This window comes from Micromonospora sp. NPDC047521 (assembly GCF_055587305.1).
In genome coordinates this window covers 154,970-177,473 of the sequence record NZ_JBVJGN010000001.1, presented here as the reverse complement: position 1 = coordinate 177,473, position 22,504 = coordinate 154,970, and the positions used below count along the sequence as shown (strand labels likewise).

General features: G+C 72.9%; 14 protein-coding genes. 9 read left to right on the top strand and 5 right to left on the bottom strand.

Annotated features, from left to right (window positions below; all coding sequences use genetic code 11):
- Window positions 1–186: 186 nt before the first annotated feature.
- From ligA to ACZ6N8_RS00775, 6 genes are all read left to right on the top strand, one after another.
- Window positions 187–2,322 carry an NAD-dependent DNA ligase LigA gene (gene ligA / locus ACZ6N8_RS00800; protein ID WP_364367089.1) on the top strand — a complete coding sequence of 712 codons (2,136 nt, stop codon included), beginning with the start codon at window positions 187–189 and terminating at the stop codon, window positions 2,320–2,322.
- 156 nt (window positions 2,323–2,478) lie between these two features.
- On the top strand, window positions 2,479–5,091 hold the full coding sequence (locus ACZ6N8_RS00795; protein WP_466006717.1) for a putative bifunctional diguanylate cyclase/phosphodiesterase: 2,613 nt from the start codon (window positions 2,479–2,481) through the stop codon (window positions 5,089–5,091).
- 135 nt (window positions 5,092–5,226) lie between these two features.
- The gene (gatC, locus tag ACZ6N8_RS00790; protein ID WP_139586470.1) at window positions 5,227–5,532 is read left to right on the top strand and encodes an Asp-tRNA(Asn)/Glu-tRNA(Gln) amidotransferase subunit GatC; all 306 of its coding nucleotides are present in this window, start codon (window positions 5,227–5,229) and stop codon (window positions 5,530–5,532) included.
- Window positions 5,529–7,007: an Asp-tRNA(Asn)/Glu-tRNA(Gln) amidotransferase subunit GatA gene (gene gatA / locus ACZ6N8_RS00785; RefSeq protein WP_466006716.1), complete on the top strand. Its 1,479-nt coding sequence runs from the start codon at window positions 5,529–5,531 to the stop codon at window positions 7,005–7,007. The genes gatC and gatA overlap by 4 nt, the downstream gene beginning before the upstream one ends.
- A gap of 13 nt (window positions 7,008–7,020) precedes the next feature.
- Window positions 7,021–8,520, top strand: a complete 1,500-nt coding sequence (gatB, locus tag ACZ6N8_RS00780) for an Asp-tRNA(Asn)/Glu-tRNA(Gln) amidotransferase subunit GatB (RefSeq protein WP_364367078.1) — start codon at window positions 7,021–7,023, stop codon at window positions 8,518–8,520.
- A 104-nt stretch (window positions 8,521–8,624) separates the two neighbouring features.
- On the top strand, window positions 8,625–10,982 hold the full coding sequence (locus tag ACZ6N8_RS00775; RefSeq protein ID WP_466006713.1) for a transketolase-like TK C-terminal-containing protein: 2,358 nt from the start codon (window positions 8,625–8,627) through the stop codon (window positions 10,980–10,982).
- Between the two features lie 22 nt (window positions 10,983–11,004).
- On the opposite strand, the gene ACZ6N8_RS00770 is transcribed toward ACZ6N8_RS00775, so the two are convergent.
- The 3 genes from ACZ6N8_RS00770 to ACZ6N8_RS00760 form a co-directional block, all read right to left on the bottom strand.
- Window positions 11,005–12,567: a metallophosphoesterase gene (locus ACZ6N8_RS00770; RefSeq protein ID WP_466006711.1), complete on the bottom strand. Its 1,563-nt coding sequence runs from the start codon at window positions 12,565–12,567 to the stop codon at window positions 11,005–11,007.
- A 61-nt stretch (window positions 12,568–12,628) separates the two neighbouring features.
- Window positions 12,629–13,801 (bottom strand): PQQ-dependent sugar dehydrogenase, encoded by a 1,173-nt coding sequence (locus ACZ6N8_RS00765; RefSeq protein WP_466006709.1) that lies wholly within the window; start codon window positions 13,799–13,801, stop codon window positions 12,629–12,631.
- 70 nt (window positions 13,802–13,871) lie between these two features.
- Window positions 13,872–15,689 carry a SpoIIE family protein phosphatase gene (locus tag ACZ6N8_RS00760; RefSeq protein WP_466006707.1) on the bottom strand — a complete coding sequence of 606 codons (1,818 nt, stop codon included), beginning with the start codon at window positions 15,687–15,689 and terminating at the stop codon, window positions 13,872–13,874.
- Between the two features lie 187 nt (window positions 15,690–15,876).
- Here ACZ6N8_RS00760 and ACZ6N8_RS00755 point away from each other — a divergent pair, with 187 nt between their 5' ends.
- Window positions 15,877–16,803, top strand: coding sequence for a 2-hydroxyacid dehydrogenase (locus tag ACZ6N8_RS00755; RefSeq protein WP_466006705.1), 927 nt, complete (start codon window positions 15,877–15,879; stop codon window positions 16,801–16,803).
- Here the strand turns inward: ACZ6N8_RS00755 and ACZ6N8_RS00750 are convergent.
- The gene (locus tag ACZ6N8_RS00750; RefSeq protein ID WP_466006703.1) at window positions 16,797–17,189 is read right to left on the bottom strand and encodes a PH domain-containing protein; all 393 of its coding nucleotides are present in this window, start codon (window positions 17,187–17,189) and stop codon (window positions 16,797–16,799) included. The two genes, ACZ6N8_RS00755 and ACZ6N8_RS00750, sit on opposite strands and share 7 nt — an antisense overlap.
- Window positions 17,190–17,356: 167 nt before the next feature.
- Between ACZ6N8_RS00750 and ACZ6N8_RS00745 the strand changes: the two genes are divergently transcribed.
- Window positions 17,357–19,807, top strand: coding sequence for an EAL domain-containing protein (locus ACZ6N8_RS00745; protein WP_466006701.1), 2,451 nt, complete (start codon window positions 17,357–17,359; stop codon window positions 19,805–19,807).
- Between the two features lie 21 nt (window positions 19,808–19,828).
- Here the strand turns inward: ACZ6N8_RS00745 and ACZ6N8_RS00740 are convergent, their stop codons facing one another.
- Window positions 19,829–20,848 (bottom strand): LacI family DNA-binding transcriptional regulator, encoded by a 1,020-nt coding sequence (locus ACZ6N8_RS00740; protein ID WP_466006699.1) that lies wholly within the window; start codon window positions 20,846–20,848, stop codon window positions 19,829–19,831.
- Between the two features lie 358 nt (window positions 20,849–21,206).
- Between ACZ6N8_RS00740 and ACZ6N8_RS00735 the strand changes: the two genes are divergently transcribed.
- On the top strand, window positions 21,207–22,487 hold the full coding sequence (locus ACZ6N8_RS00735; RefSeq protein WP_466006697.1) for an ABC transporter substrate-binding protein: 1,281 nt from the start codon (window positions 21,207–21,209) through the stop codon (window positions 22,485–22,487).
- Window positions 22,488–22,504 lie beyond the last annotated feature (17 nt).

Here is a 22,504-nt window from a genome sequence, read left to right as displayed (position 1 = left end):
ATCCTCGCACGCGGCGGCCTGCCGCGCCCGGCAGCGCCCCGGCGGCCGCGGCGCCGCTCGGCGTCCGGTGGGCACGAGGCGGCCGGCTCCGACAGGCGCGGGCGGCCGGCGGATTGTCACCCCGGCCCGATACCGTGCCGGAGTAGCGTGATCAGGGAGGTCGCAGGCGTGTCCGAAGGTGGCGGGGTGTCCGAGGAGCAGATCGGCCAGCAGGTCAGCCCGGCTCAGGAGGCGGCGGCCGGCGTGGAGCCGCCGCCGCAGGCGCGCGAACGGCACGCCACCCTGAGCCGCGAGTTGACCGAACATCAGTACCGCTACTACGTGCTTGACGCGCCGACCATCGCCGACGCCGAGTTCGACAGGCAGTTGCGCGAGCTGGAGGCGCTGGAGGAGGAGTTCCCGGCGCTGCGTACGCCCGACTCCCCGACCCAACGGGTGGGCGGCACGTTCTCCACCGACTTCACCCCTGTCACCCACGCCGAGCGGATGCTGTCACTCGACAACGCCTTCGCTGACGAGGAGTTGGCGGCGTGGGCCGAGCGGGTCGAGCGGGACGCCGGCGGCCCGGTGCCCTACCTGTGCGAGTTGAAGGTCGACGGGCTGGCGATCAACCTCACCTACGAGGGGGGCCGGCTGGTCCGCGCGGCCACCAGGGGTGACGGGCGCACCGGCGAGGACGTCACCGCGAACGTGCGCAGCATCAGGGACGTGCCCGGGCAGCTCACCCCCAGCGCCGAATATCCCGACATCCCCGAGTTGCTTGAGGTCCGGGGCGAGATCTACTTCCCGGTCGCCGGGTTCGCCGACCTCAACGCGGGGCTTGTCGAGCAGGGTCGGGCACCCTTCGCCAACCCGCGCAACGCCGCGGCGGGCAGCCTGCGGCAGAAGGACCCACGGGTCACCGCCTCCCGGCCGCTGCGCCTCGTGGTGCACGGCATCGGCGCCCGTCGGGGGTTCCAGCCCACGGCGCAGTCCGAGTCGTACGCGGCGCTCAAGGCGTGGGGGCTGCCGACCAGCGACCGCTGGCGGGTGGTGCCGGATCTGGCCGGTGTGGCGGAGTACATCGCCTACTACGCCGAGCACCGGCACGACGTCGAGCACGAGATCGACGGCGTGGTGGTCAAGGTCGACCCGGTCTCGATCCAGGGCCGGCTCGGGTCGACAAGCCGCGCGCCGAGGTGGGCCATCGCCTTCAAGTACCCGCCGGAGGAGGTGACCACCAAGCTGCTGGACATCGATGTCAACGTGGGGCGTACCGGCCGGGTCACCCCGTTCGCCGTCCTGGAGCCGGTGCGGGTGGCCGGCTCCACTGTCGCGCTCGCCACCCTGCACAACGCGCGCGAGGTGGAGCGCAAGGGTGTGCTGATCGGTGACACGGTGGTGCTGCGCAAGGCCGGCGACGTGATCCCCGAGGTGCTCGGCCCGGTGGTCGACCTGCGGCCGGCCGACGCCCGGCCGTTCGTCATGCCGACCAACTGCCCGGCCTGCGGCACGCCTCTCGCGCCGTCCAAGGAGGGCGACGTCGACATCAGGTGCCCCAACACCCGCAGCTGCCCGGCGCAGCTGCGCGAGCGGGTGTTCCACCTCGCCGGCCGGGGCGCCTTCGACATCGAGGTGCTCGGCTACAAGGGCGCCGCTGCCCTGCTCGACGCGGAGATCATCACCGACGAGGGTGACCTCTTCCAGCTCGATGCCGAGCAGCTGGCCCGGTCCCCGTTCTTCGTCAACAAGGACGGCAGCCTGGGCAGCAACGCGGTGAAGTTGCTCGACAATCTCGCGGTGGCCCGGGAGCGGGACCTGTGGCGGGTGCTGGTGGCGCTCTCCATCCGGCACGTCGGCCCGACGGCGGCCCAGGCGCTCGCCCGGCACTTCCGCTCGATGGACGCCATCGACGCGGCAAGTGAGGAGGAGCTGTCCTCTGTCGACGGGGTCGGCCCGACCATCGCGGCGAGCATCCGGGAGTGGTTCGCGGTGGACTGGCACCGCGAGGTGGTCCGCAAGTGGGCCGAGTCGGGCGTACGGATGGCCGAGGAGGCGGTGGACGAGGGGCCGCGCCCGTTGGAGGGGCTGACCGTGGTGGTGACCGGCACCCTCGCCGGTTTCTCCCGTGATCAGGCGGCCGAGGCGGTGCAGAGCCGGGGCGGCAAGGTCAGCGGGTCGGTCTCCAAGAAGACGAGCTTCGTGGTGGTGGGGGACAACCCCGGGTCCAAGGCCGACAAGGCGGCAAGTCTCAAGGTGCCGGTGCTCGACGAGGACGGGTTCCGGCTGTTGCTGGACGCCGGTCCCGACGCGGCCCGGGAGGTCGCCCGGGTCGAGGGCTGACCTCGTGGCGGGTCGGATGCGGCCGCTGGCGCGTATACCAACTTAATTACGACTACGACCGATTCGTGACTGTCATACCGGGAAAGCTGGGGCCGAGGGCGTTTCATTGGGTCACGGCGTGCGCACGGGCACGTCGACAGTCGGTCGGGAGGTGTGGTGGAGGTCGCCGACCCGCGCAACTCGCTCCCGCCTGGTCGGGTGGCGCCGTTCGCCACCTTCGTCGGTGGGATCCTGACGGTGGCCGCGCTGACCGCCGCAGGTCCACTCGCGACGCTTCCGGACGAGCTGCCCCAGCTGCCTGTGGCGTTCTGGACGATGGCAGCCCTCGCCGTGGTGTGCGACGCCCGCCCGTTCGTTCCTCCCGGGCGCCGGCAGACGTCGGCGGTCTTCCCGTCCACCTGTTTCACCTTCGCGATCCTGCTCGGCTGGGGCCTCGGCCCGGCGGTGGCGGTGCAGGCGGTGGGGGTCGTCGTGTCCGGTTGGCGGATGCGGCACGCCCCGTGGCGGACGGCGTTCAACGTCGGCCAGTACGCCTGCGCCCTCGCCGCCGCGTACGGCGTCCTCGCGCTCGGGCCGGGCATGGTCTTCTCCGGCGGTCGGCTGCACTGGACCGACGTCGCCGCCGTCGGTGGCGCCACGGTGGCCTGGTTCGCTGTCAACTACGGGCTGGTCAGCTGGGCGGTACGACTGCGCTTCGGTGACCGGTGGTGGCCCACCCTGCGGCAGGGTCTCGGCTTCGAGTTGCTGTCCACCGGCTCGTTGCTGCTGCTCGCGCCGGTGCTTGTCGCTGCCGCGCGGGTCAGCGCGGCGCTGATTCCGCTGGTGCTGGTGCCGCTCTTCGCCGTGTACCGGATGGCCCGGCTGACCGTCGAGCAGCAGCACCTGGCGGCCGCCGACCCGCTCACCGGCCTGCCCAACCGCAAGGCGCTGCTGACCGAGGTGGCGGAGCAGGTGCACCTGCACGCCGAGCGGACCGCCCGTGGGGAGCCCGACGGTCACCTGGCGCTGCTCCTGATCGACCTGGACCGCTTCAAGAACGTCAACGACGCGCTCGGGCACGCGGTGGGCGACCGGCTGCTGGTCGAGGTCAGCGCCCGACTCACCGACGTCCAGCCGCGACCGCAGATGGTCGCCCGCCTCGGCGGGGACGAGTTCGCCGTCGTGATGACCGGTCTGACCGATGTGGGTCAGGCGCGTGAGCTGGCCGACCGGGTGGTGGAGGCGCTCGCCGAGCCGGTGCCGCTGGACGGGCTGCCACTGGACGTCGGCGGGTCGATCGGGATCGCCCTGTTCCCCGAGCACGGTGAGGACTTCGCCACCCTGATGCGCCACGCCGACGTGGCGATGTACGACGCGAAGCACCGTAACGACACGGTCGCCGTGTACGCCCCGGAGTCCGACCACAACTCCGCCGAGCGGCTCGGTCTCCTGGCCGATCTGCGTCGGGTGCTGGAGGCGGGGCCGTCGACGGACGACCTGTTCGACGTCCGGTCGGGTGGAGGCGACCAGCCGGCGGAGTCGACGCGGTCCGAGGCGAGCGAGGCCGTGCCGGTCGAGGCGTCCGACGTACCCCTGGACACGGCGACGGAGGTGCGCGGCGGGGATGGCGCGGCCCTGCCCACCGGGGCGCCGACCGGGGCCGTGTCGCCTGGGGACCAGGCGCCGGTGGTAGCCACGGCGCCGAGGCTCGGCGGCCGCTGGTGGGGTCGCCGCCGGCGCTCCGACGCCGACCTCGTGCACGCCGACGAGCTGATCAACCGGATTGCGACGAGCGCCGACCCGATCCGGGGGCGGAACGCCCGTGCGCTGGTGCCCGGCAGCCGGTCCGGTCCGGTGCGGGACCGGCACTCCGGGGGCGGCCGGCGGCCCCGGAACGGTGGCGCGGTGCCCGCGCCGGAGCGCGGCGGTCCGGCGCCGCGGGGTGACGGCGGGACGCAGCCGTCCGAGCCGTCCGGGTGGGCGCACCCGACCGGCGAGGCGGCCGACGACGCCGGTGAGATCACCATGTACTACCAGCCGCAGATCGCCATCGCGACAGGTGAGGTGGTGGGCGTCGAGGCGTTGCTGCGGTGGCGGCACCCGCGCCGGGGCATGGTCGACCCCGAGGAGCTGATCCGGGTCGCCGAGCAGAGCGCGGTGATGCGGCTGCTGACCCGCCGGGTCGTCGACGACGTGGTGGAGCAGCTCGCCAAGTGGTCGGCGGCCGGCATCGGGTTGCGCGCGGCGCTCAACGTGAGCGTCCGTGACCTGCACACCGGTGAGATCGCCGACCAGATAGCCGACCGGTTGGCCCGCTACGGGGTGCCGGCCGAGCGACTGCAACTGGAGATCACCGAGGGCGCGCTGATGGCCGATCCGCGCCGGGTGCTGGCCACCATCTCCCGGCTGCACCGGATCGGCGTGGCCATCGCGCTTGACGACTTCGGCACCGGCTACTCGTCGTTGCAGCACCTGCGCCGGTTGCCGCTGTCCGAGGTGAAGGTGGACCGCTCGTTCGTGCTCGGCATGGCCGACGACGCCGACGACGCGGCGATCGTCAGGTCGATGATCGAGCTGGCGGGCGCGCTCGGGCTGCGGGTGGTCGCCGAGGGCGTGGAGGACGAGCGGACGTGGCGGATGCTGCACGCCGCCGGCTGCGACGCGGCCCAGGGCTGGTTCTACGCCCGGCCGATGCCCGCCGAGGAGCTGGTCACCTGGCTGGCCCGGTACCGTCCGGTCCGCCCCAGCGGCGGCCCGGAGCCGGACGCGGGTCGTCGACTGACCCGCTGACCCGCCCGCCGACCCACCCGAGCAGCCGGCGGAGGGGGCGGAACAATAGACTCGCTCCGGTCACCGCGCGTCACGCCGTACGCGCCGCGCGGCAGGCACACCGCCCGATCAGCAGGACATCAGAAGGGGGCACGGATGGCCGCCATCTCCCGCGAGGAGGTCGCGCACCTGGCGCGCCTGTCGCGGCTCGCCGTCACCGAGGAGGAGCTGGACACCTTCGCCGGCCAGCTCGACGTGATCCTCCAGGCGGTCGCCCAGGTCGGTGAGGTCGCCGCCGCGGACATCCCGCCGACCTCGCACTCGGTGCCGCTGACCAACATCTTCCGCGAGGACGTCGTCACGCCGTGCCTCACTCCGCAGGAGGTGCTGTCGGGTGCGCCGGACGCCGAGGACCAGCGTTTCCGCGTGCCGCGGATCCTGAGCGAGGATGTGGCCTCATGAGCAGCGACCTGACCAGATTGACCGCGACGGAGATCGCCGCGCTGGTCGCCGGCGGCGAGACCTCCGCCGTCGAGGTGACCCGGGCGCATCTGGACCGGATCGCCGCCGTCGACGACCGCGTGCACGCCTTCCTGCACGTGGACACCGACGGCGCCTTGGCCGCCGCCCGCGCCGTGGACGAGCGCCGGGCCGCCGGCGAGGAGCTGGGCCCGCTCGCGGGTGTTCCGGTGGCCGTGAAGGACGTGCTCGCCACCCGTGGCGTGCCCACCACAGTGGGGTCGAAGATCCTGGAGGGCTGGCGCCCGCCGTACGACGCGACGATCGTGCAGCGGCTGCGCGAGGCCGGCACGGTGATGCTCGGCAAGACGAACATGGACGAGTTCGCGATGGGTTCCTCCACGGAGTACTCGGCGTACGGGCCGACGCACAACCCGTGGGACCTGAGCCGGATCCCGGGCGGTTCGGGTGGTGGCAGCGCCGCCGCGCTTGCCGCGTACGAGGCGCCGCTGGCGATCGGCTCGGACACCGGTGGCTCGATCCGCCAGCCCGGCGCGGTCACCGGCACGGTCGGCGCGAAGCCCACCTACGGCGGCACCTCCCGCTACGGCCTGGTGGCGTTCTCCTCGTCGCTGGACACGCCCGGCCCGTGCGCCCGTAACGTGCTCGACGCGGCCCTGCTGCACCAGGTGATCGGCGGGCACGACCCGCGCGACTCCACGTCGATCCCGCAGCCGGTGCCGGACGTGGTGGCGGCGGCGAAGCTCGGCGCGACTGGCGACCTGACAGGCGTACGTCTCGGCATCGTCAGCGAGTTCGTCGGCGAGGGCGCCGAGCCGGGCGTGATGACGGCGTTCCGCGAGTCGGTGGACGCCCTGGCGAAGATGGGCGCGGAGATCGTGGAGATCTCCTGCCCGACGTTCGCGTACGCGCTGCCGGCGTACTACCTGATCGCGCCGAGCGAGTGCTCCTCCAACCTGGCCCGGTTCGACGGCGTCCGGTTCGGCCTGCGGGTCGGCGACGACGGCAACCGGTCGCTGGAGGAGGTCATGTCGCTGACCCGGGAGACCGGCTTCGGCCCCGAGGTCAAGCGCCGCATCATGATCGGCACGTACGCGCTGTCGTCGGGGTACTACGACGCGTACTACGGGCAGGCGCAGAAGGTCCGGACGCTCATCACCCGGGACTTCACGACCGCGTTCGAGCAGGTCGACGCGCTGATCTCGCCGACCACGCCGTCGGTGGCGTTCCCGATTGGCGCGCGGACCGCCGACCCGTACCAGATGTACCTGGCCGACCTGTACACCATTCCGACGAACCTGTACGGCGGGCCCGGCATCTCGGTGCCCTGCGGCCTCTCCGAGGGGCTGCCCGTCGGCCTTCAGGTGATGGCCCCGACGATGGCCGACGACCGGATGTACCGGGTCGCGGCCGCGCTGGAGTCCGCGGTCGGCACGTTCACCCCACCGGCACTGTGAGGCAGGAGCCCAGATGACGACGACGCTTCCCGCGTACGACGAGGTCGTCGCGCGCTACGAACCGGTGATCGGCCTGGAGACCCACGTCGAGCTGGGTACGAACACCAAGATGTTCTGTGGCTGCCCGACGGACTTCGGTGGCGAGCCGAACACCCGGGTCTGCCCGGTGTGCCTGGGGCTGCCCGGGTCGCTGCCGGTGGCCAACAAGGCCGCCATCGAGGCGATCATTCGGATCGGTCTGGCACTGAACTGCTCGATCGCCGAGTGGTGCCGTTTCGCCCGGAAGAACTACTTCTACCCGGACATGCCGAAGAACTTCCAGATCAGCCAGTACGACGAGCCGATCTGCGTCGACGGTTACCTGGACGTCGAGGTGGGCGGCGAGACGGTACGGATCGAGATCGAGCGGGTGCACCTGGAGGAGGACACCGGCAAGACGCTGCACGTCGGTGGCGCGACCGGCCGGATCCACGGCGCGACGGAGTCGCTCGTCGACTACAACCGGGCCGGCATACCGCTCGTGGAGATCGTCACCAAGCCGATCGCGGGCACCGGGGCGCTCGCGCCCGACGTGGCGAAGGCGTACGTCGCCGAGCTGCGCGACGTGATCCGCACCCTCGGGGTCTCCGACGTGCGGATGGAGGAGGGTTCGCTGCGCTGCGACGTGAACACCTCGCTCAACCTGCCGGGGCAGGAGTGGGGCACCCGCACCGAGACGAAGAACGTCAACTCGTTGCGGTCGGTGGAGCGGGCGGTCCGCTCCGAGATGCTGCGGCAGGCGTCGGTGCTGGACGCGGGCGGCCGGATCACCCAGGAGACCCGGCACTTCCACGAGGACACCGGTGACACCACCCCGGGGCGCTCGAAGGAGACGGCCACCGACTACAGGTACTTCCCGGAGCCGGACCTGGTGCCTATCGCTCCGGACCCGGCCTGGGTCGCCGAGTTGAAGGCCGCCCTGCCGGAGCTGCCCCGGGTGCACAGGCGTCGGCTCCAGGAGCAGTGGGGCCTGTCGGACCTGGACATGCAGTCGGTGCTCAACGCCGGCGCGGTCGAGCTGATCGAGGCCACCGTGGCCGCCGGCACCACCCCGGCGGCGGCCCGCAAGTGGTGGCTTGGTGAGCTGTCCCGCCGGGCGAACGAGACGGGCGTGGAGCTGGCCGACATCGGGGCCACCCCGGCCCAGGTCGCCGAGTTGCAGGGTCTGGTCGACGCCGGCAAGCTGAACGACAAGATGGCCCGTACGGTGCTGGAGGGCGTGGTCGACGGTGAGGGTTCGCCCACCGAGATCATGACCAGTCGGGGCCTGGAGGTCGTGTCGGACACGGGCGCGCTGACGGCCGCCGTGGACGAGGCGATCGCCGCCAACCCCGGCATCGCCGACAAGATCCGCAGCGGCAAGGTGGCTGCGGCCGGAGCCCTGGTCGGCGCGGTCATGAAGACGACCCGTGGCCAGGCCGACGCGAAGACCGTCCGCGAGCTCATCCTGGAACGCCTCGGCGTCCAGGGCTGATCCGCGGGGACGAACGGGCTGGCGCCGCGCGCGCCGGCCCGTTCGCCGTACGCACCGCCAACCCCTCGCGAGGGCGTCAACGGCGACGCCCGGATGGAGTCACCGTGAACCAGCACGACCTCGATGTCCTCGACGAGATCCAGCGGCGGGTGCTCTGGCTCGCCACCCGGATCGTGGACGCCGCCAACCACGACCGGGTCACCGGCGACGGGGTGAAGGTCGGCGGTCACCAGGCGTCGAGCGCCTCCCTCGTCACCGCCATGACCGCGCTGTGGTTCGCGCACCTGGATGCCGAGGACCGGGTGGCCGTGAAGCCGCACGCCTCCCCGGTGTTCCACGCCCTCCAGTACCTGCTCGGCAACCTGGACCGCTCGTACCTGCCCCGGCTGCGGGCCCGGGGCGGCCTCCAGTCGTACCCGTCGCGCACCAAGGACCCCGACGAGGTGGACTTCTCCACCGGCTCGGTGGGTCTGGGCGCTGCCGCGCCGCTGTTCGCCGCCGCCGCCCGCCGCTACGTCGACGCGCACTTCGGGGCCCGACCGCACTCCCGGTTCGTGGCGCTGATCGGCGACGCCGAGTTGGACGAGGGCAACATCTGGGAGGCCGTCGCCGACCCGGCCACCACGGGCCTGGGCAACGTGATGTGGCTCGTCGACTTCAACCGTCAGTCGCTGGACCGGGTGGTGCCCGGTATCCGGATCAACCAGTGGCGGGGCCAGTTCGAGGCCGCCGGCTGGCACGTCGTGGAGGTCAAGTACGGCCGCCGGCTCGCCGAGGCGTACGCCCGGCCGGGCGGCGGGGCGCTGCGCGACTGGATCGACGCGATGCCCAACGAGCAGTACCAGTCGCTGTTCGGTCTGGACGGCGAGGTGTTGCGCAAGCAGTTCCTGGACGGCGCTCCGGCGGGCATCGCGGAGTTCATCGCCGACATTTCCGACGAGGAGTTGGGCCCGCTCGTCACCGACCTGGGCGGGCACGACCTGTCCGCGATGCTCGACGCGTACGCCCAGTGTGACGCGGTCACCGACCGGCCCAGCGTCGTCTTCGCGTACACCGTGAAGGGTTGGGGGTTGCCCATCGCCGGCAACCCGCGCAACCATTCCGCGCTGCTCAGCACCGAGCAGGTGGACACGCTGCGGGCCGCGCAGGGCCTGACCCGCGACACCGAGTGGGACCGCCTCGACCCGGCGTCACCGGCCGGCATCCGGGCCGGCGCCCGCCGCGAGGCGCTGTCCCGCGCGCCGCGCGAGCGCGCGCTGGGGGTCACCGTCCCGGAGAGCACGGGAGTACGCGCCAACAAGCCGATCTCCACGCAGGAGGTCTTCGGGCGGGTGCTCGTGGACCTGGCCCGGGACCGGGAGGTCGGCCGCTACCTGGTCACCACCGCCCCGGACGTGGCCACCTCCACCAACCTGGCCGGGTTCATCAACAAGACCGGGGTGTTCGCACCCACCGAGCAGCGTTCCTGGGCCGAGGACCGGATGCTGCGCTGGACCGAGAGCCCCGCCGGGCAGCACATCGAGCTGGGCATCTCGGAGATGAACCTGTTCCTCCTGCTCGGCCAGCTCGGCCTGTCCTGGGACCTGTCCGGGCAGCCGCTGCTGCCGGTGGGGACCGTCTACGACCCGTTCGTACTGCGCGGTCTGGACGCCTTCCTGTACGGCACGTACTCCGGTTCCCGGTTCGTGGTGGCGGGCACCCCGTCGGGCATCACCCTGGCCCCGGAGGGCGGCGCCCACCAGTCCACGATCACCGCCTCGGTAGGCCTGGAGCTGCCCGGCGTGACGTTCCTCGAACCGGCGTACGCGGCAAGCCTCGACTGGCTGCTCTGCGACGCGCTCGGGCAGATCGCCGGCGGGTCGACCCCGGCGGCGACCGCAGCGCCCGCCGAGGACGGGGCGTACTACTTCCGGTTGAGCACGCGTCCACTGGACCAGGCGCCGTTCGAGTCCGCCCGGGCCCGGCTCGGCGACGCGGTGCTGCGCCGGCAGGTGGTCGCCGGGGCGTACCGGCTCGTCGACGCGCACCAGGCGTACCCGCACCTGGCCGACGCCCCTGTGGTGCAGCTCGCCGCGTCCGGCGCGGTGCTTCCCGAGGTGCTGGCCGCGGCGGCCGAGCTGGCCGAGGAGGGCGTCGCCGCGCACGTGGTCGACGTGACGTCGCTGGACCGGCTCTACCGGGCGTGGCAGCGCACCCTGCGTCAGGGCGTGCGCACGGCCACCGTGCCCAGCGTGCCGGGCGCGCTGCGGTCCGCGTTCGCCGACCGGGTGCCGGTGGTGACCGTGCACGACGCTGCGTCGCACGCCATGGCCTGGCTCGGGTCGGCGCTCGGTGCTCCCGCGGTGCCGCTGGGCGTGGACGAGTTCGGTCAGTCAGGCACCGTCGCCGAGCTGTACGAGGTGCACGACCTGCTGCCCGGCAGCATCGTCAACGCCGCGCTGGCCGCCATCGCCCTGCGCTGACCGTCGGCCCCCCGGCCCGCGCTCAGCGGGTCGGGGTCGGGGTGACCGAGGCGGGCGCGCCGGCTGTCGGGGTCTGCACCACGTGCCGTTCCAGGTTGACCTGGGCCTGCCCGGTGCCGCCGACGGTGATGTCGTCGTACGCCTGGAGCATTTTGTCCTGGTCGAAGTAGAGCACGCTCATGGACAGCGGGGTCGGCTTCTCGCCCTCCAGGCCGCGCAGCCCGGCGCCGCCCGTGGAGCCCTCCACCATCAGGGTGGTGGGCTGCTGCCCGGGGGCCTCGGGGAGCTTGGAGATCTGTCGCGCGTGGGTGTGCCCGGCCAGCACCAGCGGGCAGGTGCCGGCGAGCGGCCCGGCCGACGCCGGGTCGTGTACGAGCGCGATGTTCACCGGCCGGGGTGCGCGGCGCACAGTGGTGGCGAGCTGCTCGCCGGCGCCGATCACCTGGTCGGCGACCTGCTGGGTGAGGCCGCTGCCGGCCGGGGAGGTGTTCTTGTCCGGGGTGAAGCGGGGGTCGCCGATGCCGGCGATGGTCAACCCGGCCACCGTCGTCGTCGAGTTGTTCAGGACTATCGCGTTCGGTTGGCGGGCGACGGCGGCGGCGGTCTTGCCGGAGTCGTGGTTGCCCCTGATGAAGATGTACGGCTTCTTGAGCAGGCCGATCGAGCCGACGAAGGACGCCTCCGGTTCGCTGCCCCAGTCGGTGATGTCGCCGGTGTCGATCACCACGTCGATGCCGAACTGCTCCACCACCGTCCGGATCAGCTGCCAGCCGGTCGGGTTGAGGTGCATGTCGGAGACGTGCAGTACCCGGGTGGTGCCGGGCGCGGGCTCGTACACCGGCAGCGCCGACACGGTCGTGTAGAGCTGGCTGACGTTGCCGACCAGGCGTTGCAGCTGCTCGGCGTACTTGGTGTAGTCGTTGGCGATGCGGCGGGCGTCACCGACGATTGCCGGCGCGTTGACCAGCAGCCCCTCGTAGCGGGGCTCCTCGATGGCCTGGGGACGCAGGGTCGCCGCCGCCGCGCCGAGGCTCCCGGCCGTGACGAGCAGCGCCAACCCACCCGCCCAGGCGGTCCGCCGTACGTTGCGGAAGATCAGCCCGGCCAGGACCAGGGTGACGAGCACCGTCGAGGCGAGGGTCCGCAGGCCGAGCCGCATCACCCCGGTACGGACGTCCTCCACGGCGCTCTGGCTGGCCCGACTGATGCTGGCGGGGTCGTCGAGCAGCGCCTCGGTGCGGCTCTGGTCCAGCGCGCCCAGCCGCACGGTGAGGTGGACCGGCCCGTCGTGGCTGTCCAGCAGCAGCGCGCCGAGCGGCGGCACGTCGACTGTGGTGCCGCCGGCGCTGGCCGGCGTGAGGGCGAGGTTGGCCCGGAAGGGCCCGATGTCGGTGTCCACGTGCCCGCCGGCAAGCACCCCGAGCACCGCCCCGCCCAGGCCCACGGCGAGGACGGCGAGGATCACCCCGGTACGCCGCAGCGGGCCGGGCCGTCCGCCCACCGGCGGCGACGGGTCGGCACCGGTCACCGGGTCGTCGGCCCGGCCACCGGTGTCGTCATGCTGCTCGTCGCGCTGCCCGTCCATGCTGAGATTCTGACCTGCCCGTCGGAAGATCTTGGCAAACCTGAACGGATGGTGACAAGGATCAGCTGCGACCGCCGTCGCCGCCGGCGAACACCACACGCAGCAACCGGTCGTCGTCGGCCGCCGGATCGCCCCGCCCGTCGTGGTTCGAGGTACTCACCCACAGCGAGCCGTCCGGCGCGGCGGCCACCGCGCGCAGCCGGCCGTACCTGTTGGTGAGCAGTTCGCTGGGCTGGCCGAGCAGCGTGCCCGTGTCGGTCACCTCCAGCACCCACAGCCGCTTGCCCCGCAGGCAGCCGGTGACCAGCAGCCGGTCCGTGGCGGCCAGCCCGGAGCAGGAGGCGTCCGAGGTCGCCCACTGGGTGATCGGGTCGACGTACTTACGGTCACCGGCCCGCCCCTCGACCTGCGGCCAGCCGTAGTTGCCGCCCTTGGTGATCTGGTTGATCTCGTCCCAGGTGTTCTGACCGAACTCGACCGCGTACATCCGCTTGCCCGCGTCCCAGGTGAAGCCCTGCACGTTGCGGTGGCCGAGAGACCAGACCGGGTTGCCGGGGTACGGGTTGCCGGGGGCGGGTTTGCCGTCCCGGGTGACCCGCAGGATCTTGCCGCCGAGGCTCTTCGTGTCCTGGGCGAGGGGGCGCTCGCCGGCGTCGCCGGTGCTCACGTAGAGCTGCCCGTCCGGGCCGAAGCCCAACCCGCCGCCGTTGTGCACGTTGGCCTTCGGGATGCCGGTGAGGATCGGCGTCGGCTGCCCACCGAGTTGCAGCCGTACGACCCGGTTGTCCTTCTCCGTCGTGTAGTAGACGAAGAGCGTCCGGTCCTGGGCGTAGCCGGGGGAGACTGCGATGCCGAGCAGGCCGCCCTCGCCCGCCGCCGCCACGTCGGTGATGGTCTGCGCCACCCGGACCCGCAGCCCGTCCGGCCCGGATTCGGGGCCGACCTGGAGGATCCGGCCGCTGTCGCGTTCGGTGACCAGCGCGCCGCCGTCCGGCAGGAAGGCGATGCCCCACGGCACCCGCAGCCCCTTGGCGAGAACCGTCGTCACCGCCTGCCGGTCGGCGCCGCCGGGGCTCGCCGACGTCGACGGCGTCGGCAGGTTGGGCGGCTCACCCGCCGGGTCCGGCTCCGGCTCACCGAAGCTGCAACCAGTGGTGAACAGCAGCGCCGCGCAGGACGCCGCGAGGACCGCCCGGAGGCGGCGGACGCGAGGGTACGGGGGACGGGCGCTCACCCGGCCCAGGGTATCCCTCCCGGCGGCCCGGCCGGGGCCGACAGATGGGCACGGTGTCCGGCGGGACCGCTCACCGGGCCCGTACGGCGAGCAGCGCGGTGTCGTCCTCCCGGTGCTGGATCGAGGCGAGCAGCAGGTCACACAGCTCGTCCAGGGGCACGCCGCCGGTGCCGGTGATCCGGTTGACCAGCTCGGCAAGTCCGTCGTCGATCGACCGGTCCCGGCGCTCGATCAGCCCGTCGGTGTAGAGCAGCAGCGTGTCGCCGGTCGCCAGGCTGGCCGAGTGGCTGGACCGCCGCGACGGCCGGGCCAGGCCGAGCAGCGGTTCCGGTGTCGCCTCGAGAGCTTCGACGGTGCCGTCGGCGCGCACCAGCAGGGCCGGCGGGTGCCCGGCGTTCGACCAGGTCAGCTCGTGCACACCGGCGCGCTGGGGGCAGATCCGGACCAGCGTGGCGGTGGCCGCGATCGGCAGCCGCAGGCCCCGGATCGCGCCGTCCAGGTGGGTCATCAGCTCCCCGACCGCGTCCGGCCGGCCGAAGGCGTTGCCGCGTACCAGGTTGCGCAGCTGGCCCATTGTCGCCGCCGCCTCGATGTCGTGCCCGGCCACGTCCCCGATCGCCGCGATCAGATCCCCGTCGGGCTGGACGAAGGCGTCGTACCAGTCGCCGCCCACCTCCACCCGGTCGGCCGCCGGCTGGTAGCGGGCCGCCAGCTCCAGCTCGGTCACGGCGGGCAGCCGCGGCAGCATGCTGTGTTGCAGGACCTCGGCGACGTGCCGCTGCTCGCCGTACATCGAGCTGTTGCCGATGGCCTGCCCGGCGCGGCGGCCGATGTCGATGGCCGTGAGCAGGTCGCGGTCGTCGAACTGCTGACCGTCGGCCGCGTTGACGAGGGTGATGGCGCCCAGCACGGTGCCGCCCGCCGCGCGCACCGGAACGCTCAGGAACGAGCTGATGCCCAGCCGCTGGGCGATGGCGCCCATCTCCGGATCGGTGGTGCCGCGCGACACGTCGGCCAGGGACGCCACGCTGCCGAGCCGGGGCTGACCGGTCCGCAGCACCGCCCTGATGACCGACTCCTGGCTCAGGCCGCTACGCAGCAGCTGGGCGAAGCGGTCGACGTCGGCCGTCCGTTCCGGGTCGCGGTGCACGGCGACGACCTCGCGGGGCTGACCGGTCGGCCCGACCAGGGTGAGCAGGCACCAGTCGGCCAGCAGCGGCACCATTGTGTCGGCGAGTCGACGCAGCGCGACACCGACGTCCAGGGTGTCGGCAAGCGTCTCGCTCACACCTGCCAGCAGCTCCAGCCGTTCGTGCGCCTGCACGACCCGCCGGCGGGCCTCCTGCGCGCCGTCGAGCGCGATCCGCAGCCGCAGCTCCGACGAGCAGGCGGCCGCCAGGTCGGCAAGTGTCCGCAGCTGCGCCGCCGACCAGGCGCGGGGTTTGCTGTCGATGGCGCAGAGCGAGCCGAGCACCCGGCCGGCGAGGTCGGTCAGGGGCATCCCGGCGTACGCGACCACGCCGAGGTCCTCGATGGCGAGGTTGGTGCGTACCCGGGGGTAGAGCCGGGCGTCCGGGAGCACCATCGGCACCTCGATGTCCACCACGTGTTGGCAGAACGAGTGGCTCAGCGGTGTCTGCCGGCGTTGCGACCAGGGCTCGGGCAGGCCGACCGCTCCCGGGAAGAACTGCCTGTCGGCGGACACCAGGGACACCAGCGCGACCGGGACGTCCAGCAGGTCGCTGACCAGCCGGGCGAAGCGGTCGAACGCCTCGTCAGGGACGGCGTCCAGCCCGGTGTCGGCGAGCGCGCGCAGCCGTGCGGGATCGCCGAGCGCCGGGGGCGGTCCGGGCGTTCGGCGAGGGCTGGCGGGGGAGCCGTCGGTCATCGGGCACCTGTCTGGCGGGGTGGAGGCCGACCGGCCCTCCGGGCCCTCCGTTATACCTCGTTGAGGGCGTGGGCGAACATCGCTGTGCTGAGTCTCGCCCGCCGCGGCGGCGCGCGCCACCGGCCGTGAGGTCGGATCACGGCCGTGCCCGCGCGGCCCGTCGCGCCGGCGGCTATCGTCGGCGGACGTGAAGGTATGGATTCCGCACGAGGCCGGTCTGGATCTCATCGGCGAGGTGCCGTCGGACGTGACGGTGGAGGTCGTGGAGCGCGCCGACCGGCTGCCCTCGACGGGGGCCGGGGTGCGGTTCTGGGTGCCGCCGTTCCTGGGCGGCACGGACTCGACGGCGCTGGTGCGTGAGCTGCCCGACCTGGCGGTGGTGCAGCTGCTCTCGGCCGGCGCGGACGCGTGGGTGGGGCGGACGCCTGACGGTGTGACGCTCTGCGACGCCCGAGGGGTGCACGACCCGTCGACGGCGGAGTGGGTAGTCACCGCGATCCTGGCTCAGCTGCGGGCGTTCCCGGCGTTCGTCCGGGCGCAGGCCGACCGCCGGTGGGCGTACGACGGGGGCACCCCTACCGACGAGCTGACCGGTAAGCGGGTGCTGATCGTCGGGGCCGGTTCGATAGGTACGGCGGTGCGGGACCGGCTCGCGCCGTTCGAGGTGAGTTTCACACTTGTCGCCCGTACCGCCCGCCCCGAGCAGGGGGTGCACGGCGTCGACGAGCTGCCCCGGCTGCTGCCCGAGGCGGACGTGGTGGTGGTGCTGGTGCCGCTCACCGAGCAGACCCGTGGGCTTGTCGACAAGGAGTTCCTGGCGGCGATGGCGGACGGGGCGCTGCTTGTCAACGCGGCCCGGGGGCCGGTGGCGCGTACCGAGGCGCTCGTCGCCGAGCTGGGCACGGGTCGGATCTCGGCCGCGCTGGACGTCACCGACCCGGAGCCGCTACCTGCCGACTCGCCGCTGTGGACGATGCCCAACGTGCTGCTCACCCCGCACGTGGCCGGGTCGGTACGCGGGCTGCTGCCGCGCGCCTACCGGCTGGTGGGTGACCAGGTGCGGAGGTTCGCCGCCGGCCAACCGCTGATCAACACGGTGGTCGACGGTTACTGACCGGGCGCCCCTGCCGTCCCGTCGGGAAACGTCTGCCCGGTGGCCGAGACCAGGTGGGGCAGGTCCACACCGCGTACCGCCGGCAGGGTGACCTGCTGGCCGTCGTCGAGCCGGGCGACGGCCCGCCCGCGCGGGTCGGTGGCCAGCTCGACGACCTGGTCCCAGTCGATGCGACGCTGCCCGACAAGCGCGCGCAGGCGAAGCCCCCGGGCGTCGGCGTCGGTGCCGGCCCGCCAGGCCCACACCGCGACGCCGAGCGGGACGAGCAGCACCGGCAGCAGGTAGCCCCGCGCGTTCGCCAGGGGCAGCGCGCCGATGAAGGCGATCACCGCGGCGACCAGGATGGCTTGGTTGTGCCGGAAGCGGACCATGTCGGACTTACTCACCAGGCGATGATCCCACCCCCGGCGGATCCGGGTCGCGGCGGGCGGTGCCGGGGCAGCCCGGTCCGCCGTACAGTGACACAGGTCATTGCTTCCGTCCGATGACCAACGCGTAACTCTTTCGGCCTCTGGTCGTTCTCGACTGGTGGGCAGCGGACCCGCAACGTCCGATGCCGCCGCACCGCCCCACCGCCGCACCGCCCCCGTGCCCCCTCACGAAGGCGACCGCCGTGCTCCTCGCGTACCCGTTCCGTGTCCACGTCCCCCGCCGTGCGCTCCCGGAGGCCGCCGTGTCCACGGCGGTGGCGCTGCTCGTCCTCGCCGGCGCCGCAGATCTGGTGCCGACCTCGGTGGTGATCGCTCTGGCCGGTGGGGCGGGCGCCACGCTCGCCGGTGTCCGGCTCTCCCGCCTGGCCATCAGGCATCCCGCCGGTCCCGGATCGCCGTCCGGGCGCGCGGCGGGCGTACGGCTCGACGCGGCGGTGGTGGCGGCCGGTCTCGCCGCCGCCGTGCTGCCGTTGGTCGCCGACGGGCACCGTACCGCCGCGCTGGCCGGGTCGCTGGTCGTGGCGGTGCTGTCGGTGACCGGGCTGCGCAGGCTCCCCGGGTGGCGGCGACCACCGTCCGGGGTCCGGCTGCGGTCGCTGGTCGAGGCGGCCGGCCCGGCGCTCGGGTTGGCCCTCGCCGGCTGGCTGCTGCTGCCCGGCGGCTACCTGCCGGTTCCGGGCCGGCTGGCCGCCGCGCTGGTGCTGGGCGCGCTGGGGATGGCCGCGGTCAGCGCGTTCACCGGACCTGATCGGCACTCACCCGCGGCAGTGTGCCGGGGTGGAGTGCTGCTCACGCTGCTCGGCCTGGCCCTGCTGGCGGCGCTGCCGCCCGGGGTGAGCGGTCGGACGGCCCTGCTGGCCGTGCCGCCGCTGGTGCTCGGGATGCTGCTCACCGCCCTCGGCGCGGCCGCCGCGGTGGACGCCGCAGGCGCGGAGCCGCCGGAGGACCGGGCCGCCCCGGCGTGGCCCCGGGCGGTGCTCCCGGCGACTGTGGTGCTGCTGGCGGCGGGCCTGCACGTGGGGGCCGGCCGGGCACCGGACCGCACGAGCGTGCTGCTGGCCCTGGCCGCGGTGCCACCGCTCGTGCTGCGGGAGCTGCTGCGGGCCGGCGACACGGCCACCCCGGAACGGCGCGCCGCGCACCGTAGGCGTACCGGCCGCCGGGTCCGGCACCGCCGCGCGGCGGGGTCACGCTGGCCGGGGGTGCAGCCGTCGCCGGGCGATCAGGCGTCCGGCGCGACCGGGCGCTCCGGCGCCTCGGCAGGTCTCGACGCGGCCTGGCCGTCGGACGACGGCGTGGCCCGGGTGGGGCAGGGCCGGCCCCCCGTCCCGCCCGGCGACGGCCCGGGAGACCGGGCGGCCCTGCTGGACGCCCTCGCCGCGATCGGCGACGTGCCCGCCCCGGCCGGCGCGCTGCTGCTTGTGGACCTGCACGGAGGCGACGTGCTCGGCCCGTCGGCCCGCGAGGACCTGCTGGCCGAGGCGGTCGCGCGGGCCCGCGCGACAGTGGCACCCGGCGACCTGGTCACCTGCTGCACGGGCACCGGGTTCGCGGTGGTCACCGCCGCAGGACCGGTGCTGGCGTACGCGCTGGGCACCCGACTGCTGACCGCGCTCGGCCCGCCCTATCTGCTGGGTGGGTCGGCCGTGCGGGTACGCGCGAGCATCGGGCTGGCCGAGGTGGGTGGCGCCGGGCCGGCGGACGTGCTCCGCCAGGCCGAGCTGGCCCGCCGGCGAGCCGTGCAGCTGGGTCGGGACCGGGTCGAGTGGTACGACGCGTTCCTGGAGGAGCAGCTGGTCCGCCGGCTCGACCTGGAACGCGAGTTGCCCGGAGCGGTGGCGCGCGGCGAACTGGACCTCGTCTACCAGCCGGTGCTCGACCTGGCCGACCGGCAGCCGGTGGGCGCGGAGGCGCTGCTGCGCTGGCGTAGTCCCGTGCTCGGCACGGTGCTCCCCGCTGAGCTGCTGCCGGTGGCGGAGGACCTGGATCTGATAGGTGAGCTGGAGTGGTGGGTGCTGGACCGGGCCTGCCGGCAGCTGTCCCACTGGTCGGCAGGCGTCCGGGAGTTGTGGATGGCGGTGAACGTCACCCCACGGGAGCTGACCACACCCGACTTCGTGCAGCGCGCCGCTGCCGTTCTTGCCGCGTACGGGGTGTCGCCGGAGCGGCTGGTGGTCGAGGTGTCCGAGCCGAGGATCGCCGCCGACCTGTCGACCGTGGTGGCCCGGTTGGCGGGGCTGCGGTCGTTGGGCGTGCGTACCGCGCTCGACGATTTCCGGGCCGAACACGCCTCGCTGGCCCAGCTGCGCCGGCTGCCGATCGATCTGCTCAAGGTGGGCCCGGAGCTGGTGGGCTCACGGCCGGACGGGCAGCCGCCGTTGATCGACGTGGTGGTGAACGTCGGCGAGCGGCTGGGGGTGGAGATCGTCGCCGAGGAGTTGGAGTCGCCCACCCAGGTCGAGGGCGCGCAGCGGGCCGGCTGCCGGTACGGGCAGGGCTTCGCGCTGGCCCGTCCGGCGACCGCCGAGCGGGTCGAGGCGTACTTCGAGGAGTTTCCGTCGGCGTCCCGCTGACGCTCCGGGTGGTGAACCGGTTCACCTCTCCCGTGGCGGTGCGGTGCTGCCGCGCGGGGTCAGGTGCGGTGTCTCGTCCTGCACCCGGCTGGCGGGCTGCCCGGCGATGACGGCGAGGAGCTGGCGGGCGGCGTGCGCCCCGTACGCCGGGATGTCCCGGCCCAGTGCGGTCAACGGCGGGTGCACGAGCCGGCAGAGCGGCGAGTCGTCCCAGGCCACGATGGACAGGTCACCGGGCACGGTGAGCCCCATCTCCTGGGCGACGGACAGCCCGGCGATGGCCATGACGTCGTTGTCGTAGATGACAGCGGTGGGCCGCTGGGCGGAGCTGAGCAGCCGGCGGGTCGCCCGCCCACCCTCCTCGCCTGAGTAGTCGGACCAGACGGTCACCGCGTCGACCAGGCCGAGCTGCCCGCACACCGCAGTGAAGGCGTCGGTGCGGATCTGCGTGTGTCGCAGGTCGGGCAGGCCGCCGACCCGGGCGATCCGGCGGTGCCCGAGCGCGACCAGGTACTCCACGGCCTCGGTGAGCGCGGCGGCGTCGTCGGACCAGACGCTGGCCAGGTCGCCGGTGCCGCCGGGGCCGCCGATCACCACGGCTGGAAGTTGGAGCTGTTCGAGGGCGGGGATGCGGCGGTCGTCGGTGCGCAGGTCGCAGACGAGAACACCGTCGACCCGGCGTTCGCCCCACCAGCGTCGGTAGACGGCGATCTCGGCGTCCTGGTCGGCCACGACCTGGAGGGTCAGCGCGTACGAGTGGGCGGAGAGTTCCGCCTCGACGCCGCTGATCAGCTCCATGAAGAAGGGCTCGATGCCGAGTATGCGGGCGGGGCGGCACAGGGCCAGCCCGACCGCCTCGGCGGTGGCCCCGGAGAGGGCGCGCGCCGCGCTGCTCGGGCTGAACCCGATCTCGGTGGCGATGGCCAGGATGCGTTGCCGGGTGGCCTCGGAGACGCCGGGCTGCCCGTTCAGCGCGTACGACACGGCGCCCTTGGACACTCCGGCGCGTCGGGCGACGTCGGCGATGGTCGGCCGCTTCACCGGCGTGCTCCTCCACTCTCCGCCCCGGGCGGGGTCGTGACTGCCGCGGCCGGTCCGGGCCCGTCGGCCGTGTCCGCGGCCTCAACCTAGCGCAACAGGCCCGCGAGGGGATCCGCTTGCCCGGTTCAGCGTACCGGCGGGGGACGCGCGACGGAATGCCGGCCGGTGAGCCCACATGCGATGGAAGGCCTTCCACCACGCGTTTTCGCGCTGAAACGGGCCCATCCACGCATCGATCGGCGGCAGATTTAACGGGCCGTTGACACTCCTGATGTCGAACCGTACGGTGACTTCACTTATCCGGTTCAGTCAACGTCTCTCGATGTAAGGGGCGCTGGGAAGATGTGCGGAGGATGACATGAAACGGTCCTGGACCCGATGGGCCCGCACGGTCGCCGTGGGGGCGGTAGGCCTCGCCCTGGTCGCCGCGTGCAGCGGCCGGAGCGGTCAGGATTCCGGTACCAGGGACGGGCAGGTCACCCTGAAGATCAATTTCTGGGGTGACTTCGGCCTTCAGGACCTCAAGACGAAGTACGAGACGGCCCACCCGAACGTCAAGATCCAGCTGAACTCCGGCGAGTACAACGCCCAGCACGAGGACCTGCAGAAGAAGCTGGTCGCCGGCTCCGGCGCACCCGACATCGCCGCCATCGACGAGGGCTTCATGGTGCAGTTCCGGAGCCAGTCAGACAAGTTCGTCAACCTGCTCGACAAGGGCGCCGGCTCGTTCGAGGGCAAGTACCTGCCCTGGAAGTGGAAGCAGTCGCTCTCCGCCGACGGTAAGACCCAGATCGGCCTCGGCACCGACGTCGGCGGCCTCGCCATGTGCTACCGCACCGACCTGTTCAAGGCCGCCGGTCTGCCCACCGCCCCCGACCAGGTCTCCGCCCTCTGGCCCACCTGGGACAGGTTCATCGAGGTCGGGCAGCGGTACACCGCAGCCAGCAACAAGAAGTTCATCGACGCCGGCAGCAACCTGTTCAACCCGATCCTCGGTCAGCAGCCGGTCGGCTTCTACGACGACCAGGACCAGCTCCAGATGGAGCAGGGGCCGAAGATCGCCTTCGACTACACCATCAAGGCCATCCAGGCCGGCCTCTCCGCCAACCTGGCCAGCTTCCAGGCCGACTGGGACAAGGGCTTCACCAGCGGGTCCTTCGCGGTGCTCGCCTGCCCGGCCTGGATGCTCGGGCACATCAAGGACACCGCCCCCGGCACGCAGGGCAAGTGGGACATCGCGGCGGTGCCCGGTGGCGGCGGCAACTGGGGTGGCTCGTTCCTGACCATTCCCAAGCAGAGCAGGAACGTCGACGAGGCGTACGAGCTGTTGGAGTGGCTGGTCCAGCCGGAGCAGCAGATCGAGATCTTCAACAAGGTCGGCAACCTGCCGTCCCAGCCCGACCTCTACCGCGACCCGGCCATCGCCGACTTCAAGAACCCGTTCTTCAACAACGCGCCGGTCGGGCAGATCTTCCCGAAGATGGCGCAGGGCCTCACCCCGCAGTACCTGGGCAGGAAGAACGGCCCGACCCGCGTGGCAGTGGAGAACGTGCTGATCCGGGTGCAGAACAAGACCCTCAAGCCGGAGGCCGCCTGGGCGGAGGCGGTCAAGGAGGCGCAGAAGGCCAGCACCTCCTGAGCCCTCGGCGTGGGGCG

Excerpts from the sequence above, each read along its gene's own strand:
- ACZ6N8_RS00735 (WP_466006697.1), top strand. The coding sequence starts at position 21,207 with ATGAAACGGTCCTGGACCCGATGGGCCCGCACGGTCGCCGTGGGGGCG.
- ACZ6N8_RS00770 (WP_466006711.1), bottom strand. The coding sequence starts at position 12,567 with ATGGACGGGCAGCGCGACGAGCAGCATGACGACACCGGTGGCCGGGCC.
- gatB (WP_364367078.1), top strand. The coding sequence starts at position 7,021 with ATGACGACGACGCTTCCCGCGTACGACGAGGTCGTCGCGCGCTACGAA.
- gatA (WP_466006716.1), top strand. The coding sequence starts at position 5,529 with ATGAGCAGCGACCTGACCAGATTGACCGCGACGGAGATCGCCGCGCTG.
- ACZ6N8_RS00745 (WP_466006701.1), top strand. The coding sequence starts at position 17,357 with ATGCCGCCGCACCGCCCCACCGCCGCACCGCCCCCGTGCCCCCTCACG.
- gatC (WP_139586470.1), top strand. The coding sequence starts at position 5,227 with ATGGCCGCCATCTCCCGCGAGGAGGTCGCGCACCTGGCGCGCCTGTCG.
- ACZ6N8_RS00760 (WP_466006707.1), bottom strand. The coding sequence starts at position 15,689 with ATGACCGACGGCTCCCCCGCCAGCCCTCGCCGAACGCCCGGACCGCCC.